15 protein-coding genes are annotated in these 15,373 nt (G+C 73.7%); 7 read left to right on the top strand and 8 right to left on the bottom strand.

The window, feature by feature from the left end:
- Positions 1–107: 107 nt before the first annotated feature.
- A complete protein-coding gene (locus NFS20_RS05285) occupies positions 108–764 on the top strand; it encodes a class I SAM-dependent methyltransferase (RefSeq protein WP_251150716.1) in 657 nt (218 codons plus the stop codon).
- Positions 765–781: 17 nt separating this feature from the next.
- Here NFS20_RS05285 and dapF read toward each other — a convergent pair whose 3' ends face one another.
- The 3 genes from dapF to NFS20_RS05270 are packed head-to-tail and all read right to left on the bottom strand — an operon-like array spanning position 782 to position 3,508.
- Positions 782–1,816 (bottom strand): diaminopimelate epimerase, encoded by a 1,035-nt coding sequence (gene dapF / locus NFS20_RS05280; protein WP_251150715.1) that lies wholly within the window; start codon positions 1,814–1,816, stop codon positions 782–784.
- Entirely contained in the window at positions 1,813–2,841 is a 1,029-nt protein-coding gene (gene miaA / locus NFS20_RS05275; protein WP_251150714.1) for a tRNA (adenosine(37)-N6)-dimethylallyltransferase MiaA, read from the bottom strand. Before miaA ends, dapF begins: the two co-directional genes overlap by 4 nt.
- A complete protein-coding gene (locus NFS20_RS05270) occupies positions 2,831–3,508 on the bottom strand; it encodes a hypothetical protein (protein WP_251150713.1) in 678 nt (225 codons plus the stop codon). The genes miaA and NFS20_RS05270 overlap by 11 nt, the downstream gene beginning before the upstream one ends.
- 103 nt (positions 3,509–3,611) lie before the next feature.
- Between NFS20_RS05270 and NFS20_RS05265 the strand changes: the two genes are divergently transcribed.
- Together NFS20_RS05265 and NFS20_RS05260 are read left to right on the top strand one after the other, a co-directional pair.
- Complete coding sequence (locus NFS20_RS05265; RefSeq protein WP_251150712.1) at positions 3,612–4,205, top strand: type III secretion system chaperone family protein; 594 nt, start codon at positions 3,612–3,614, stop codon at positions 4,203–4,205.
- Positions 4,202–4,714, top strand: a complete 513-nt coding sequence (locus NFS20_RS05260; protein ID WP_251150711.1) for a type III secretion system chaperone family protein — start codon at positions 4,202–4,204, stop codon at positions 4,712–4,714. Before NFS20_RS05265 ends, NFS20_RS05260 begins: the two co-directional genes overlap by 4 nt.
- A gap of 171 nt (positions 4,715–4,885) precedes the next feature.
- On the opposite strand, the gene miaB is transcribed toward NFS20_RS05260, so the two are convergent.
- Positions 4,886–6,538, bottom strand: a complete 1,653-nt coding sequence (gene miaB / locus NFS20_RS05255; protein WP_251150710.1) for a tRNA (N6-isopentenyl adenosine(37)-C2)-methylthiotransferase MiaB — start codon at positions 6,536–6,538, stop codon at positions 4,886–4,888.
- A gap of 143 nt (positions 6,539–6,681) precedes the next feature.
- Between miaB and NFS20_RS05250 the strand changes: the two genes are divergently transcribed.
- The 4 genes from NFS20_RS05250 (at position 6,682) to NFS20_RS05235 (ending at position 10,115) form a co-directional block, all read left to right on the top strand.
- Positions 6,682–7,479 (top strand): amino acid ABC transporter ATP-binding protein, encoded by a 798-nt coding sequence (locus NFS20_RS05250; protein ID WP_463106359.1) that lies wholly within the window; start codon positions 6,682–6,684, stop codon positions 7,477–7,479.
- Positions 7,480–7,558: 79 nt separating this feature from the next.
- Positions 7,559–8,431: a glutamate ABC transporter substrate-binding protein gene (locus NFS20_RS05245; protein ID WP_251150709.1), complete on the top strand. Its 873-nt coding sequence runs from the start codon at positions 7,559–7,561 to the stop codon at positions 8,429–8,431.
- A 95-nt stretch (positions 8,432–8,526) separates the two neighbouring features.
- Complete coding sequence (locus tag NFS20_RS05240) at positions 8,527–9,216, top strand: amino acid ABC transporter permease (RefSeq protein WP_251150708.1); 690 nt, start codon at positions 8,527–8,529, stop codon at positions 9,214–9,216.
- Positions 9,213–10,115, top strand: coding sequence for an amino acid ABC transporter permease (locus NFS20_RS05235; protein WP_251150707.1), 903 nt, complete (start codon positions 9,213–9,215; stop codon positions 10,113–10,115). Before NFS20_RS05240 ends, NFS20_RS05235 begins: the two co-directional genes overlap by 4 nt.
- A 137-nt stretch (positions 10,116–10,252) precedes the next feature.
- On the opposite strand, the gene NFS20_RS05230 is transcribed toward NFS20_RS05235, so the two are convergent.
- The 4 genes from NFS20_RS05230 to NFS20_RS05215 all read right to left on the bottom strand — a co-directional run bounded on the left by NFS20_RS05230 (position 10,253) and on the right by NFS20_RS05215 (position 15,336).
- Complete coding sequence (locus NFS20_RS05230) at positions 10,253–10,720, bottom strand: regulatory protein RecX (protein WP_502800780.1); 468 nt, start codon at positions 10,718–10,720, stop codon at positions 10,253–10,255.
- A 137-nt stretch (positions 10,721–10,857) separates the two neighbouring features.
- Positions 10,858–11,979, bottom strand: a complete 1,122-nt coding sequence (recA, locus tag NFS20_RS05225; protein WP_251150705.1) for a recombinase RecA — start codon at positions 11,977–11,979, stop codon at positions 10,858–10,860.
- Positions 11,980–12,190: 211 nt separating this feature from the next.
- Complete coding sequence (locus NFS20_RS05220) at positions 12,191–13,018, bottom strand: MBL fold metallo-hydrolase (protein WP_251150704.1); 828 nt, start codon at positions 13,016–13,018, stop codon at positions 12,191–12,193.
- Positions 13,015–15,336 carry a phage holin family protein gene (locus NFS20_RS05215; protein ID WP_251150703.1) on the bottom strand — a complete coding sequence of 774 codons (2,322 nt, stop codon included), beginning with the start codon at positions 15,334–15,336 and terminating at the stop codon, positions 13,015–13,017. Before NFS20_RS05215 ends, NFS20_RS05220 begins: the two co-directional genes overlap by 4 nt.
- Positions 15,337–15,373 lie beyond the last annotated feature (37 nt).

Below are 15,373 nucleotides of genomic sequence, written 5' to 3'. Positions count from 1 at the left end.
GCGGGCGCGCTGTGCGCCCGTCGGTACAACAAGCGTGGCACGCGGAAACGTCCCGGTGCCAACGGATTCCACGGCGGGCACACGGTCGCCCCGTAAAATCACGCCTCGTGAGCGACGAGCCGGACCACTACTTCACCGCGAACCCTGCCTCCGCGGCCGAGCGGCGCAGCCTCGCCGTGCGCCTCGCCGGGAGGGACGTCGAGGTGGAGGTGGCGTCCGGGATCTTCTCCCCGGGCCGCCTCGACCTCGGCACGCAGGTGCTGCTGCGCACGGTCCCGCCGCTCGGCGACGTCCTCGCCGCGAGGTCGGCCGGCTCCGGGGCGCACGTGCTCGACCTCGGGTGCGGCTGGGGTCCGGTCGCGCTGACGATGGCCCTCGACGCGCCGGACGCGACGGTGTGGGCGGTGGACGTCAACGAGCGCGCGCTCGATCTCGTCCGGCGCAACGCGGAGCGACTCGGCCTCACCGGCGTCCGTGCCGTCACGCCGGACGGCGTGCCCGACGACGTCGCGTTCGCCGCGCTGTGGTCGAACCCGCCGATCCGCGTGGGCAAGGAGGCCCTCCACGAGATGCTGCTGCGGTGGCTGCCGCGGCTCGCGCCCGGCGGCGTCGCGCACCTCGTCGTGCAGCGCAACCTCGGGGCGGACTCGCTGCAGCGCTGGCTCGTCGAGCACCTCGAGCCCGTGCTGCCCGGCGCCGCGGTCGGGCGCGCCGCGAGCGCCAAGGGCTTCCGCGTCCTGGAGGTCACGGCTCCGGCCGGCTGACCGCGCCAGGTGGGCGCTCAGACGACGGCTGGCTCGTCGTCCGCGCCCGTCGCCGGGGCGTCGTGCGGCGCGTGGTCCGCAGTCTCCTGATCGGCGGCGGGCTGCCGGATGACCGCCCCGAGGATGCCGGACGTGGGGGGCTCGAGGAGCCGGTTGAGGTCCACCTCGCCGGAGTGGACGAGCTCGGCCGGTCCCGCGAGCTCGACGTGGTCGCCCGGGAGCGCCCGGACGCGCACGGTCCCGCCCGGGACGTCGACGAACCACGTGTCCGGGGCGTCGGGACCGCCCCAGACGCGCACCGCGAGGGCGGCGGCGCACGCGCCCGTCCCGCACGACGGCGTCTCCCCCACCCCGCGCTCGTGCACGCGCATGCGCACGTGCCCGACGACCGTGCCGTCCTCCTCGACCGTCTCGCCCAGGGGGACGACGAGCTCGACGTTCGTGCCGCGCGGCGGCACGGGCTCGACGACGGGGGCGCCCGTGAGGTCGGCGTCCGCGAGCAGGTCCTCGCGCGCGAGGGCGAGCACGGTGTGCGGGTTGCCCAGGTCGACGCTCAGCGCGGGGCGCGGGACCTCCCAGCCACGGACGACCACCGTCGCGTCGAAGCCCGCGCGCAGCGCGTCACGCCCGCCGGGCAGGAACCACGGCCCCATGTCGACCGCGTACCAGTCGCCCTCCTTGCGCACGCGCTTGACGCCCGCCCGGGTCCCGACGGGCACCTCCGTGCCGCCGGCGAAGCTCACGAGGCCCAGGCTCTCGGCGAACGCGGCGAAGACCCGCACGCCGTTCCCGCACATCTCCGCGACGGAGCCGTCGGCGTTGCGGTAGTCCATGAACCAGATCGCGTGCGGGTCCTGCGCGAGCACGTCGCGCGACTCGGGCACGAGCGCCGTGGGCACGAGCCGGATCACGCCGTCGCCGCCGATGCCGCTGCGACGGTCCGCGAGCGCGCGGACGAGCTCGGGCGTGAGGTCGAGCTCGCCCTTCGTGTCGGCGAGCAGCACGAAGTCGTTGCGGGTCCCGTGGCCCTTCGTGAACCGGGTGCGCGTCATGAGCCCAGACTACGGCGCACCGGCTCGCCCGTGTCCGCTTCGTCCGCGCCCCGGCGGTCCGCCGGGAGCCCACGGCCCGCGTCCGCCTCGGCGACGAGTGCGAGCGCGTCGTCGAGCAGGCGGGGCGACTGCGCGTCGAGCCAGTGCACGCGCGGGTCGCGCCCGAACCAGCCCATCTGCTTGCGCGCGAGGCGGCGCGTGTTGGCGGTGACTGCCTCGCGTGCCGCGGCCTCCGTCACCTCCCCGTGCAGGTGCGCCAGCACCTCCGCGTACCCGACCGCGCGTCGTGCGGTGCGTCCCATCCCGGCCGCCTCGACGCGGCGCACCTCGTCGACGAGGCCGAGCTCCCACATGCGCTCGACCCGGCCCTCGACGCGGGCGTCGAGCACGGCACGGTCGCAGTCGAGGCCGATCTGCAGCGTCGGGCGCACGTACTCCTGACGCGGGAGGTTCGCGGTGAACGGCTCGCCCGTGAGCTCGACGACCTCGAGCGCGCGCACGATCCGCCGCGTGTTCGCGGGGCCGATGCTCGCCGCCGCCGCGGGGTCGACCCGTGCCAGCTCGTCGTGTAGCACGCGCGTCCCCTCGCGCTCCGCGCGCTCCTCGAGCGCGGCGCGCACCCCAGGGTCGGTGCCGGGGAAGCGCATGTCGTCGAGGAGCGCGCGCACGTACAGCCCGGAACCTCCGACCACGACCGCACGTGCGCCACGCCCGGCGATCTCGTCGAGCGCCGCCCGGGCCTCGTCCTGGTACCGCGCGACCGACGCGTCCTCCCTCGGGTCGAGCACGTCGAGGAGGTGGTGGCGCACGCCACGGCGCTCGGCCGCGGGGACCTTGGCGGTGCCGACGTCCATGCCGCGGTAGAGCTGGTAGGCGTCCGCGTTGACGATCTCGGCGGGTGCGCCCGGCGTACCGAGGCGCTGCGCGAGGTCGAGCGCGAGGTCCGACTTGCCGGTCGCCGTCGGGCCGACGACGGCGACGACGACCGGGCTCGACGACGTGCGCGTCACGTGCTCAGGGCTCACCCGCAGAACGGTACCGGTGCCCCGGCGCACCGACGGTGGTGCCACCGAGCCTTACGGCGGGGTCGTGGTCCGGGACGGTGTCCTCGGCCGTGTCGAGGTAGCGGCGGACCGCGTAGCCGCGGTCGACGACCTCGTCGCGCAGCTCCGCCGACCGGACCGACCAGGCGCCGTCCACGAAGGCGTCGAGCACGACGGCGGTCGACGCCGACCGCGGGTCGTCCGCGACGACGACCGACGCACCCCGGGCACGGAGCTCGCGCCCGAGGTCGCGCGCACCGTCCGGCGTGACGTCCGGGCCGACCTCGACCACGTCCACCGCACCCCGCAGGCCGCACGCCCCGAGCGCGAGCAGCGCGACGGACGCCCCCACCCCCGCCCGCCGGAGGGGCGGTTCCTGAGTCCCGGCCGGCTCTCCGGCGGGATCGACCCACGGACGATCGACCTCCGCGCGCCGCACGCCCGCGGCGGCGAGCGACGCGGCCGCGGGTCCGCGCACGACGCCGCCCGTGGGGACGGCGGCGACCACGACGACCGGAGCGACGCCCGCCGTCAGCTCGCGCAGCGCGGCGAGCGTCGCGGCGCGCACCTCCCGCAGGACGTCCGCGCGCCCCGCGGCCCCGGGGACCAGGAGCGGCGTGGCGGGCAGGACGACGGCGCGGGTGCTCACGCGACCCACGGTAGCGACCGGCGGGCCGCACCGAGACCGGTGGGACGGCCCGCGGTGCGGCACGAGCGCGACGGGACACGCCGTCGCCGAGTACGGTGGGACGGTGAGGTTCTTCGGCGAGCGTGACGACGACCGGCGGGAGGACGAGCCCGGCGGGATCTCCGACGACGCCGGGACGGGGCGGCTCGACGACGACGCGCTCCGCTCGCAGGTCGAGGACCTCCTGGCCAGGGAGCTCGGCCAGGTCGTCACCGCCGACGACCGGGCACCCTCGCCGCTCGCGCTCCCCCGGGTGGTCGAGTGGATCACCGACAGCGGGTACAGCTACTTCGTGGACTCCGACGGCGACGTCGGCGGCCTGTGGCACGGCCGTCTCTTCTACTTCCTGCTCTTCGGCAACCACGACGAGATCCTCCAGGTCCGCGGGCAGTGGAACCGGGACCTCGCGATCGAGCGCCTCGAGGAGGTGCTCGAGTTCTGCAACGAGTGGAACGCCGACCGCATCTGGCCCAAGACGTACACGCGGGTGCGCGACAACGGCATGATCCAGGTCTTCACCGAGGTCACCGTCGACCTCGAGCACGGCGTCACGGACGACCAGCTCGACCAGCTGCTGCAGTGCGGTCTGAGCACGGGCTCGATGTTCTTCGACGCGCTCGACGAGTTCTACCCGGACCCGGCGAGGCAGGCACCATGACGCAGTCGCGCACGGGCTGGTTCGCCCGCCTCTTCGGCAACCGCCGCCCGAAGTCCGCCGAGTCGATCCCGGCCGAGGCGGAGCGCCCGCGGCCGCTGTCCATGTCGCGCGTCGGGGACCACCTCACTCGTCGGGGTTACCACTTCCGGGTCGACGACGACGGCGACATCACCGGGACGTGGGACGGTCACCGGTTCTGGTTCCTCCTGCTCGGCGACCGCTCCGAGATCCTGCAGGTCCGCGGCCGGTGGTCCACGACCCTCCCCCTCGAGGCGCGGTTGGTCACGCTCCAGGCGGTGAACGACTGGAACCGCGAGCGCATCTGGCCGAAGGTCTACGTGCGCGAGGAGGCGGGCCGGCTCGGGGTGTACGCGGAGGTCTCGGTCGACCTCGAGCACGGCGCGACGGACGCCCAGCTCTCGCAGACCGTCTCGTGCGGCCTCGGGACCGCCGTGCAGCTCTTCCACGCGATCGGGGCGCAGCTGCCCCCGGGGACCGTCGAGGACTGAGCCGGGGCCGTCGGGCGTGGCCGGGTCCGCGGCTGGGACGACGCCGGTGCTCGGGCTGCCGCGCCCGCGCCCCGGTCGTTCGGCCGCGGGGTGACGAGCGCGGCCCTACGCCCTTCGCATCCGACGTCGTCCCACCCGCTCGCCCGTCGGGCCGCCGCAGCCCGCGTCCGGTCAGGCGCGGACGGTCGGCAGACCGAGCGAGACCGGCCCCGACGGCGCGGCCGCCCCGCCGTGCCCGTGGTCGTCCTCGACGCCGCCGAGGCGCGCGCGCTCCCGCGTCGCCCACGCGTCGCCCGAGCGCGTGCGCCGGACGGCGAACGCGCCCCCCGCGAGCGCCGAGTCGGCGATGAGGTGGTGGGGTGCCGAGCGCGTGATCTCCACGGTGACGACGTCGCCCGGCCGCGGCAGGTGCGCGTCGGGCACCTCGGCGAGGCGCGGGTCGATCACCTCGGGCGCGTCGCCGGGCTGCGCGACGGCGGGCGGCGAGACCGCGGCGTCGGGCACCCCGACGTCCGCCGGGAGGGCGAGGTGCACGAGGCGGTTGTCCGGCGCGCGGCCGGTGAGACGGTGCGTCGCACCGTCCTTGCGCCCCGGACCCTCGGTGACGAGCACGTCGACCGTGCGGCCGACCTGGCGTGCCGACTCCTCGCCGGCGACCCGCTCCTGGAGCGCCTGGAGGCGCTCGAAGCGCTCCTGGACGACGACCTTCGGCAGCTGGCCGTCCATCGTGGCGGCGGGCGTCCCGGGGCGGGGCGAGTACTGGAAGATGAAGGCCGACGCGAACCGCGACGCCTCCACGACGCGCATCGTCTCCGCGAAGTCCTCCTCGGTCTCCCCCGGGAAGCCGACGATGATGTCGGTCGTGATCGCGGCGTCGGGCATGACGGCGCGCACGCGGTCGAGGATGCCGAGGAAGCGCTCCGAGCGGTAGGAGCGACGCATCGCCCGCAGCACGCGGTCCGACCCGGACTGGAGCGGCATGTGCAGCTGCGGCATGACGTTCGGGGTCTCGGCCATCGCCGCGATCACGTCGTCGGTGAAGGCGGCGGGGTGCGGCGACGTGAAGCGCACGCGCTCGAGGCCCTCGACCGTCCCGCAGGCGCGCAAGAGCTTGGCGAACGCGCCGCGGTCGCCGAACTCGACGCCGTAGCTGTTGACGTTCTGGCCGAGCAGCGTGACCTCGATCGCGCCCGCGTCGACGAGCGCCCCGACCTCGGCGAGCACCTCGCCCGGGCGACGGTCGCGTTCCTTGCCGCGCAGGTGGGGGACGATGCAGAACGTGCACGTGTTGTTGCAGCCGACGCTGATCGACACCCAGCCGGCGTAGACCGACTCGCGCCTGGTGGGCAGCGTCGACGGGAAGACCTGGAGCGACTCAGCGATCTCGACCTGTGCCGCCTCGTTGTGGCGCGCGCGCTCGAGCAGGACCGGGAGCGCGTCGAGGTTGTGCGTGCCGAACACGACGTCGACCCACGGTGCCTTGTCGACGATCGTCCCGCGGTCCTTCTGCGCGAGGCAGCCGCCGACGGCGATCTGCATGCCCGGGCGCTGCGCCTTGACCGAGGCGAGCTGGCCGAGGTTGCCGTACAGGCGGGTCGCCGCGTTCTCACGCACCGCGCACGTGTTGATGACCACGACGTCGGCGCGGTTCGCCGCCTCGTCCGCCCCGCTGGCGCGCGTGTACCCCGCCTGCTCGAGCATCCCGGCCATGTGCTCGGAGTCGTGGACGTTCATCTGGCAGCCGAGCGTGCGCACGACGTACGTGCGGGGGCCGCCGTCGGGGGTGTCGGCGGTCGGGAGCGGGGCGGGGGCGATCGTGGACATCACCGTCCAGGGTACGGCGCGGCCACCGGTGTTACGGAACTGTTGCCTGACTGTTGCGCGATTCGGTGGCGGTGGCAACAGTTGCCCCCTATGTTCGAAAAATGGTCGATGACTCCCCCCTGCCGTCCGACGAGCCGTCCGACATGCCGACCGGCCTGCCGTCGGACGCTGCCGTGACCGCCCGACCGGCGGACGAGGCCCTGGGCGACCCGCTGGTCGAGCTGCACGACGTCAACAAGCACTTCGGCGAGCTGCACGTCCTGCAGGACATCAACCTCACGGTCCGCCGCGGCGAGGTGCTCGTGGTCATCGGCCCGTCCGGGTCCGGCAAGTCGACGCTGTGCCGGGCGATCAACCGACTCGAGACGATCGACGACGGCGAGATCCGGATCGACGGCGTGCCGCTGCCCGAGGAGGGCAAGGCGCTCGCCCGGCTGCGTGCCGACGTCGGCATGGTGTTCCAGTCGTTCAACCTCTTCGCGCACAAGACGATCCTCGACAACGTCACCCTGGGACCGGTCAAGGTCCGCGGCGAGCGGTCGAAGGACGCCAAGGAGCGTGCCCTCGCCCTGCTCGACCGCGTCGGGGTGAAGAACCAGGCGCAGAAGATGCCGGCCCAGCTCTCGGGCGGGCAGCAGCAGCGCGTCGCGATCGCCCGCGCGCTCGCGATGCGTCCGAAGGTCATGCTCTTCGACGAGCCCACGTCGGCGCTCGACCCGGAGATGATCAACGAGGTCCTCGACGTCATGGTCGCCCTCGCGAAGGAGGGCATGACGATGATCGTCGTCACGCACGAGATGGGGTTCGCGCGCAAGGCCGCGAACCGCGTCGTGTTCATGGCCGACGGCCAGATCGTCGAGGAGGCGCACCCGGAGGAGTTCTTCACCGCGCCGAAGAGCGACCGCGCGAAGGACTTCCTCTCGAAGATCCTCACCCACTGAGTTCCGACCGACCCCCCATCCGGGCGTCCGCACGAGGCACACCTCGGCGGGCGGCCACCACTCACGAAGGGTACGAACCATGCGCACACGACACGCAGGTGCTGCCGTCCTCGCCGCACTCACCGCCCTCACGCTCGCCGCGTGCGGCGGCGACCCCGACGAGATCGGCGCCGACAGCACGACCACGAACCCCGAGCAGACCGAGGGCGGTGGCGGCGGCGACTCGATCACCATCGGCATCAAGTTCGACCAGCCCGGCCTCGGCTACCAGGACGGCAGCGAGTACACCGGCTTCGACGTCGACGTCGCGACCTACGTCGCGGAGAAGCTGGGCTACTCGGCGGACCAGATCGAGTGGGTCGAGGCGCCGTCCGCCCAGCGCGAGACCATGCTGCAGACCGGCCAGGCCGACATGATCTTCGCGACGTACTCGATCACCGACGAGCGGAAAGAGACGGTCGCGTTCGGCGGACCGTACTTCGTCGCCGGGCAGGACCTCCTCGTCGCCGAGGACAACACGGACATCACCGGGCCCGAGGCGCTCGAGGGCAAGAACCTGTGCTCGGTCACGGGCTCGACGTCCGCGCAGCGCATCAAGGACGAGTACGCCGCGGGCGTCCAGCTCCTCGAGCGCCCGGGCTACGCCGAGTGCGTCACGGCGCTCACGGCCGGACAGGTCGACGCGGTGACCACGGACGACATCATCCTCGCCGGCCTCGCGGCCCAGCCCGCGAACCAGGGCAAGGTGAAGGTGGTCGGCGCGCCGTTCTCGACTGAGCGCTACGGCGTCGGCCTCCCGCAGGACAGCGACATGTGCGAGGACATCAACGCGGCCATCGAGGAGATGATCGAGGACGGTTCCTGGGAGGAGGCCGTCACGGCCAACACCGAGGGCACCGGGTACACGCCGAACTCGAGCGAGAACCCGCCGACGGTCGACGCCTGCGCCTGACCCGGCCCGAGGGGAGCGGCGCGCGCGGCGCGCCGCTCCCCTCGACCGTCCATCGCGGCCACCGCCGCACCACCTTCCCGGAGGTCTGACGCACCGTGGGTGACTCCCTCTCCCAGTTCGGCGAGCTCTTCGCCCAGTACGACGTGATCGGCGCGTTCTGGGTGAACATCCAGCTGACGTTCTGGGCCGCGATCCTCTCGCTGGTCCTCGGCACGCTCCTGGCCCTCATGCGGATCTCGCCGGTCCCGAGCCTGCGCTGGGCCGGGACGGCCTACGTCAACGTGCTCCGCAACACGCCGCTCACCGTGATCATGACGTTCATGGTCCTCGGTGTGTGGACGCAGCTGCAGATCAGCCTCTCGGACGACTTCGCGACGAACTTCTTCCGCTTCGCGGTCATCGGCCTGACGGTCTACCACGCGGCCTTCGTGTGCGAGTCGATCCGCAGCGGCGTCAACACCGTCCCGATCGGGCAGGCCGAGGCGGCGCGGGCGATCGGCCTGTCGTTCCTCCCGGCAGCCCGCCTGATCATCCTGCCGCAGGCGTTCCGCGGCGCGATCGCCCCCCTCGGCAACACGCTCATCGCGTTGCTGAAGAACTCGACCGTCGCCGCCGCAGCCAGCGTCACGACGGAGACGTCGAGCCTCATGCGCACGATGATCGAGTTCAACTCGAGCTACATCTACATCATCTTCCTCACGTTCGCGATCGGCTACGTCATCCTCGTCATCCCGATCGGCCTGCTCACGACGTCCCTCTCGACCCGACTGGCGGTGCGCCGATGAGCTCGCAGCAGTCCATCCTCTTCGACGCGCCCGGCCCCCGGGCACGTCGCAACATCCTCATCGGCAACGTGGTCGGCGCCGTCGTCGTGCTCGGCCTCGCCGCACTCGTCCTGCTCGAGCTCGAGCGCAAGGGTCAGCTCTCCTGGGACCTGTGGGGACCGGTGTTCACCGCGAGCGCGTGGGAGGACTACTTCATCCCCGGCCTGCGGAACACGCTCCGCGCCGCCGCGTTCGCGATCGCCGGCGCGATCGTCTTCGGACTGGTCCTCGGCTCCGGCCGGCTGTCCCACCTGAAGCCCGTGCGCTGGGTGAGCGGAATCGTCGTGGAGTTCTTCCGCGCCGTGCCGGTGCTCCTGCTGATGATCTTCTTCTGGCTGCTGCTCGGCCTCAACCAGGTGGACCAGCCGTCGTTCCTCGCCGTCGTCATCGCCCTGGTGCTGTACAACGGCTCCGTCATCGCTGAGCTGGTCCGCTCGGGCGTCGGCAACCTGCCGAAGGGGCAGTTCGAGGCGGGGATGGCGATCGGCCTGAGCCGCGGGCAGACGCTGCGCTCGATCCAGCTCCCGCAGGCGCTCATCGCGATGCTCCCGGCCCTCGTGTCCCAGCTCGTCGTCGTGCTCAAGGACACGGCCCTCGGGCAGATCATCGTCTACAACGAGCTGCTGCGTGCCGCGCAGATCTTCGGCAACGGCAACGGCAACAACCTGCAGACGCTCACCGTCGCGGCCGTCATCTTCATCGTCATCAACTGGCTGCTCACGACCGCCGCGCAGTACCTCTCCCGGTTCCTCAAGGGACGCACGTCCGGTGCGACGACAGCCGGCCCCGGTATCGGCAACCCGACCGTCACGGCAGGAGGCGGAGCGGTCCCGGACGGGGCCGCGACCACCGCGCGCTGATCCTCGACGGGCGATCCGGGCACTCCCGGACCGCCCGTCACGTCACCCGGAGGACAGTGGCCTCGCGCTGCCTCCTGCGGTCCAGCGCCCCTGCCCGGCGGACGGGTGGCCTCGGTCGGGTGCGCCGACGGGAGCTCTCACCCGTCCAGGTCGCACCCTTCCGCGGCGGCGACCTCCTCGTCGAGCGCGCGCTGGACGATCTCGAACGCGAGGCCCGGCGAGTAGCCCTTCCGGGCGAGTGTCCCGACGGCGCGCCGGATCCGCACGTCGCGATCGAGCCCGGCCGTCCGGCGCAGCCGGGACCGGGCGAGGTCGCGTGCGGCCTCGGCCTCGGAGTCGTCGTCGACCTGCTCGAGGGCCGTCGCCGAGGTGTCCTCGTCGATCCCCCGGCGGCGCAGCTCCTGGGAGATCGCCCGGCGTGACAGCCCGCGCTCGGAGTGCCTCGTCCGCACGAGCATCTCGGCGTACTGGGCGTCGTCGACGAGACCGACCTCCTCGTACCGGTCGAGGAGCGGCAGCACGACGTGCTCCGGGTATCCCTTGCGCGCGAGCGCCTGCGCGAGCTCCGCGCGGCTCTTGGGCGCCGCGGTGAGCATCCGCAGCACCGTCTCGCGTGCGCGCTCGGTCAGCTCGGCATCGGTGATCTCACCGTTCTCGACCAGCTCGTGCAGCGACGGGCGCGAGCGCCGCGCGGGGCCCTTGTCCCCCGCGCGACGCTCGCGTGCCCGCTGGCGTTCGCCCGTCAGAACGGCTTCTTCGCCTTGGCCGCGGCAGCCGGAGCCTTGGCCGCGGCGGGTGCCGCCGACTCGGTCGACAGCGCCGGGGCGGCCGTGACGGCCGCGCCGGTGTCGGCGGGCGCGTCGACGCGCGGCCCGACGCCGAGCTTTTCCTTGATCTTCTTCTCGAGCTCGTTCGACAGGTCCGGGTTGTCGCGCAGGAACGACCGCGCGTTCTCCTTGCCCTGGCCGAGCTGGTCCCCGCCGTAGGTGAACCACGAGCCCGACTTGCGCACGAAGCCGTGCTCCACGCCCATGTCGATGAGGCCGCCCTCGCGGGAGATGCCGACGCCGTAGAGGATGTCGAACTCCGCCTGCTTGAACGGCGGCGCCATCTTGTTCTTCACGACCTTGACGCGCGTGCGGTTGCCGACCGCGTCCGTCCCCTCCTTGAGGGTCTCGATCCGGCGGATGTCGAGGCGGACCGACGCGTAGAACTTCAGCGCCTTGCCACCGGTCGTCGTCTCGGGCGAGCCGAAGAAGACACCGATCTTCTCGCGGAGCTGGTTGATGAAGATCGCCGTGGTGCCGGACGAGCTGAGGGCACCGGTGAGCTTGCGCAGCGCCTGCGACATGAGGCGGGCCTGGAGTCCGACGTGGCTGTCGCCCATCTCTCCCTCGATCTCGGCCTTGGGCACGAGCGCCGCGACCGAGTCGATGACGATGATGTCGAGCGCGCCGGACCGGATGAGCATGTCCGTGATCTCGAGCGCCTGCTCTCCCGTGTCCGGCTGGGACACGAGCAGCGCGTCGGTGTCGACACCGAGCTTCTTCGCGTACTCCGGGTCGAGCGCGTGCTCGGCGTCGATGAACGCGGCGATACCGCCGGCACGCTGCGCGCTCGCGACGGCGTGCAGCGCGACGGTCGTCTTGCCGGAGGACTCCGGGCCGTAGATCTCGACGACACGGCCGCGCGGCAGTCCGCCGATGCCGAGCGCCACGTCCAGCGCGATGGAGCCGGTCGGGATCACGTCGACGGGCGCGCGCCCCTCGTCCCCGAGGCGCATCACGGAGTTCTTGCCGAAGCTCCGGTCGATCTGGGCGAGGGCTGCCTCGAGCGCCTTCTCGCGGTCTGCAGGTGCGGGCATGTCGGTCACCTTCGGTCGTGTTCCGTCGTCGTCGTGCCCGACAGTACGGGGAGCCACCGACACCGTGTGCCGGCGGTGCTCCGACCTGTGGATCACCGTGACGGTCCCGCTGCGGTCCGCGCCCCGGCGGGCACCTGTGCGCAACTCTAGCCGAACAGGTGTTCGACCAGCGCATCGCCACCGGCGTGTCGCCGTCACGCCCCGGACCGCGTCACGGACGGCGGGGCATCTCCCAGGACTCGCCCGGCTGCAGGACGACGACCTGCGTCGAGGGCGCCTCGCGGTGCGCCGCCGCCTCGAACGCCGCGCCCGCGTGGTCCATCCACCCGCGTGGCAGGTCGCGGCCACCCGGCGCGTGGAGCGTCCCCCAGTGGACCGGCACGGCGACGCGGACGCCGACCTCCGCGCACACGCGCGCCGCCTGCGCCGGGCCCAGGTGCCCTCCCGACAGCCGGGGACCCCAGCCGGAGACCGGGACGAGCGCGACGTCGACCGGGCCGCCCGCGAGCGCCGGCAGCCGGGCCATGCCCGCGAAGTGCTCGGTGTCGCCGACGGCCCAGACGCGCGCCGCGCCGTCGGGACCTCCGCCCGGCTCGGCGTCCGGCGCCGGGCCGACCCGCACGAGGTGACCGCTCACGGCGTTGGGCCGGTGCGGCATCGGCCGATGGCCGTGGACGGCGGGCGCGAGACGGACCGCGACGCCGGCCCGGACGTCGCCCACGGGGTGCCACGCGTCCTCGAGACCGACCCCGCGCAGACCGCGCGCCCGGAGCCAGCGCGCGTTCGCCGGCGCCGTGAGGACCGGCGCTCCGGGCAGCAGGCGCAGCGAGCGGAGCTCGGCGTGGTCGTGGTGCAGGTGGGACAGGAGCACCGCGTCGGCGTCGCGCCAGGCCGGCGCGGGCCGCTCCCCACGCCGGCGCAGCAGACCCGCGTGGCGGTGCAGCAGCGGGTCGGTGACGAGGCGGACCCGCCCGCCCTGCGGACCCGCGACGTCGAGCACGACCGTGGAGTGGCCGAGCCACGTCAGGCTCAGGATCACGGGCTCGTCTCCCCCGGCCGACGGGGGTGCCGCGGCGGGACGTCCCGCCGCCCGGCGCCCACGGCTCCCCCGACGTCGGCGCCCTCGTCGTCGGCGGCCTCGCGGGTGGCCGCCGGGCGGTGCCCAGCGGTCGGTCGTCGTGGACGCACCCCGAGCTCCTCCAACCGTGCGACGAGGCACCGGTGGACGGCCTCCGCCCCGACAAGCACGCGCTCGCCGTCGACGTCCTCCAGGTCCTCGTCCGGGACGACGAGGCCCGCCGGGTGGACGAGCACCGCGAGGTTCTGCGCCCCGCCCAGGCCGCCGTGCGATCCGACGAGCCCCTCGAACGCGTGCACCATGCCGACGTCGTCGACGCTCGAGACGAGCACGAGGTCGCCCGCGTCGTCGAGCCGCGCCACGCGCAGCAGGTCGGCCGCCGCGCGGGCGCCGTACGGCGCGAGCGGGTCGAGGCCCTCGACGTCGCCCGTCCGCAGGTCGTGCGAGCCGGCGATGCCCCGTGCGACGAGCGTCGGCGTCCCCGCGCCGTCCGTCCCGTGCGTCACGACGACGCCGACGGCAGGGTTCGCGAGCAGGCCCGGGACGAGCGCCGGCCAGCGGTCGTCCACCTCCGCAGCTGTGAGGCGGCGCGGCTCGCGGCAGAACCACACCATGCCCAGGTTCCCGGAGCCGACGACGGCGACCTCGGGCAGCTCGGGCAGCCCGGGCTCCTCGGCCGCCCCCTCGCCGTCCGTCCGCTCCGCACGGTCGGGGCCGACCATCATCCGCCCTGGTCCGTCGTCACGGCGCAGCGCGTTGAGCGCGGTGTTCGCCGGGCCCCACTCCTCGCTGTCCGGCGCCGTCGCGCGGCGACGACCGTCGACCCTGCCCTCGCCTTCGGCGCCCACGACGTCGGCACCCCGCCCGCCCGCGAGCGCCATCAGTCGTCGGACCTCCGCGAGGAACGAGCGCCCGACGACCTGCTCGAACGTCGCGCCGAGGGACTGCCCGTGGTCCGACAGCACGACGATCTCGTACCGCCGCGGCGCGAGCGCCCCGACCTGCTCCCACAGCCCGAGGACGCCGTCGAGCCCTTCGAGCGCGCGCATCGACTCGGGCCGCAGGGGCCCGGCGTGGTGCGCGATCTCGTCGTAGTCGACCAGGTCGACGCACACGACCGGCGCGCCGCGGACGAGCTGCTCGGCGACGAGCGTCGTGTTGAGGTCGCGCAGCACGACGTTCGTCCCCGCACGCAGCACCGGGTACCAGCCGAGCCGCGACACCCGCGGCTCGACGCGCCGCACGGCCTGCTGCCACCCCTGGTAGAGCTCCTTGAGGAGCTCGCCCACCGCGACCACGACCGCGCGCACCAGCACGAACGGGCTGGAGAAGAAGCGGACGAACATCTGGCCCGGACCGAGCCCGGACGACGCGCGGCTCATGACGAGCAGGCTCGTCGCGGCGTCGCCGGAGAACATCGTCGAGACGGCCACCCCGCCGCCGGCGAGCAGGCCCTCTCCGTCGCTCGTGCGCTCCTCGACCAGCGCCGCGTCGGCCGGTCGGTTCGTCACGACCAGCCGGCCGAGCTCGCGCGACCACCACCGGAACGCCGGCACGTGCTCGGTCGAGCCGTGCAGGAGCCCGATCGTGCTGGCCGGGGTCGTGGCCGGGACGCGCGCCCACCAGGTCGAGAGGCGGTGCGTGCCGTCGCCGAGCCAGCGGGCGAGCGTCGGGGCGAGCCCCGCCTGCAGGGCGTAGTCGAGCGTGGGGCGCGCTACGCCGTCGAGCATGACGACGAGCAGACCTGCCGGGCGCTCGTCGGTGCCGTCGGTGCCGTCGGAGGCCGCCCCGTCGGTCCCGCGGAGCGGCACCCCGGGGCGTCCCGACAGTCCTGCGCTGCGCCGCGCCCGCCGGACGAGGTCCCCGAGGACGTACTCGTTGTCGCTCGCGCCGACGAGCCAGCGGCCGACCGCCATGACGAAGCCGGCCAGGAGGAGGACGGCGATCGCGTCGGGCCACGTCGCGATGCGGAAGCCGGGCAGGAGGGTCAGCGCGGCCCAGACGACGAGCACCTGGGCGACGAGGCCCGACACGAGGGCGCCCACCACGCCGAGCCGTCGGGCGACCACGCGGAGCGGCGGCCGCAGCAGGACGTCACCGACCCCGACGACGAGCGACGCCAGGAGGAGAGCCGCGACGTTGGAGACCTCGACCCCGGGCACGACGGCGACCGCGACGCCCAGCCCCGCCGCGGTCGAGACCAGGGACCAGAGGGCGCCTCGTACGTCCGCGGCCGTCACGCGCCACGGCCGTGCGCGACCCCGGGCTGCGTCCGTCATGAGGTCATCATGCGCGAGCCGGTCCAGGACTGCGCGG

Source organism: Cellulosimicrobium sp. Marseille-Q4280, from assembly GCF_943181405.1.
In the GTDB taxonomy this organism is placed as follows: domain Bacteria; phylum Actinomycetota; class Actinomycetes; order Actinomycetales; family Cellulomonadaceae; genus Cellulosimicrobium.
The sequence above is the reverse complement of the archived record's forward strand: the minus strand, read 5'-3'. Positions and strand labels throughout refer to the sequence as shown.

Coding starts and splice junctions, on each gene's coding strand:
- dapF (WP_251150715.1), bottom strand. CDS start 1,816: ATGACGCGCACCCGGTTCACGAAGGGCCACGGGACCCGCAACGACTTC.
- NFS20_RS05260 (WP_251150711.1), top strand. CDS start 4,202: ATGACGCAGTCGCGCACGGGCTGGTTCGCCCGCCTCTTCGGCAACCGC.
- miaB (WP_251150710.1), bottom strand. CDS start 6,538: ATGTCCACGATCGCCCCCGCCCCGCTCCCGACCGCCGACACCCCCGAC.
- NFS20_RS05250 (WP_463106359.1), top strand. CDS start 6,682: ATGCCGACCGGCCTGCCGTCGGACGCTGCCGTGACCGCCCGACCGGCG.
- NFS20_RS05245 (WP_251150709.1), top strand. CDS start 7,559: ATGCGCACACGACACGCAGGTGCTGCCGTCCTCGCCGCACTCACCGCC.
- NFS20_RS05235 (WP_251150707.1), top strand. CDS start 9,213: ATGAGCTCGCAGCAGTCCATCCTCTTCGACGCGCCCGGCCCCCGGGCA.
- recA (WP_251150705.1), bottom strand. CDS start 11,979: ATGCCCGCACCTGCAGACCGCGAGAAGGCGCTCGAGGCAGCCCTCGCC.
- NFS20_RS05215 (WP_251150703.1), bottom strand. CDS start 15,336: ATGACGGACGCAGCCCGGGGTCGCGCACGGCCGTGGCGCGTGACGGCC.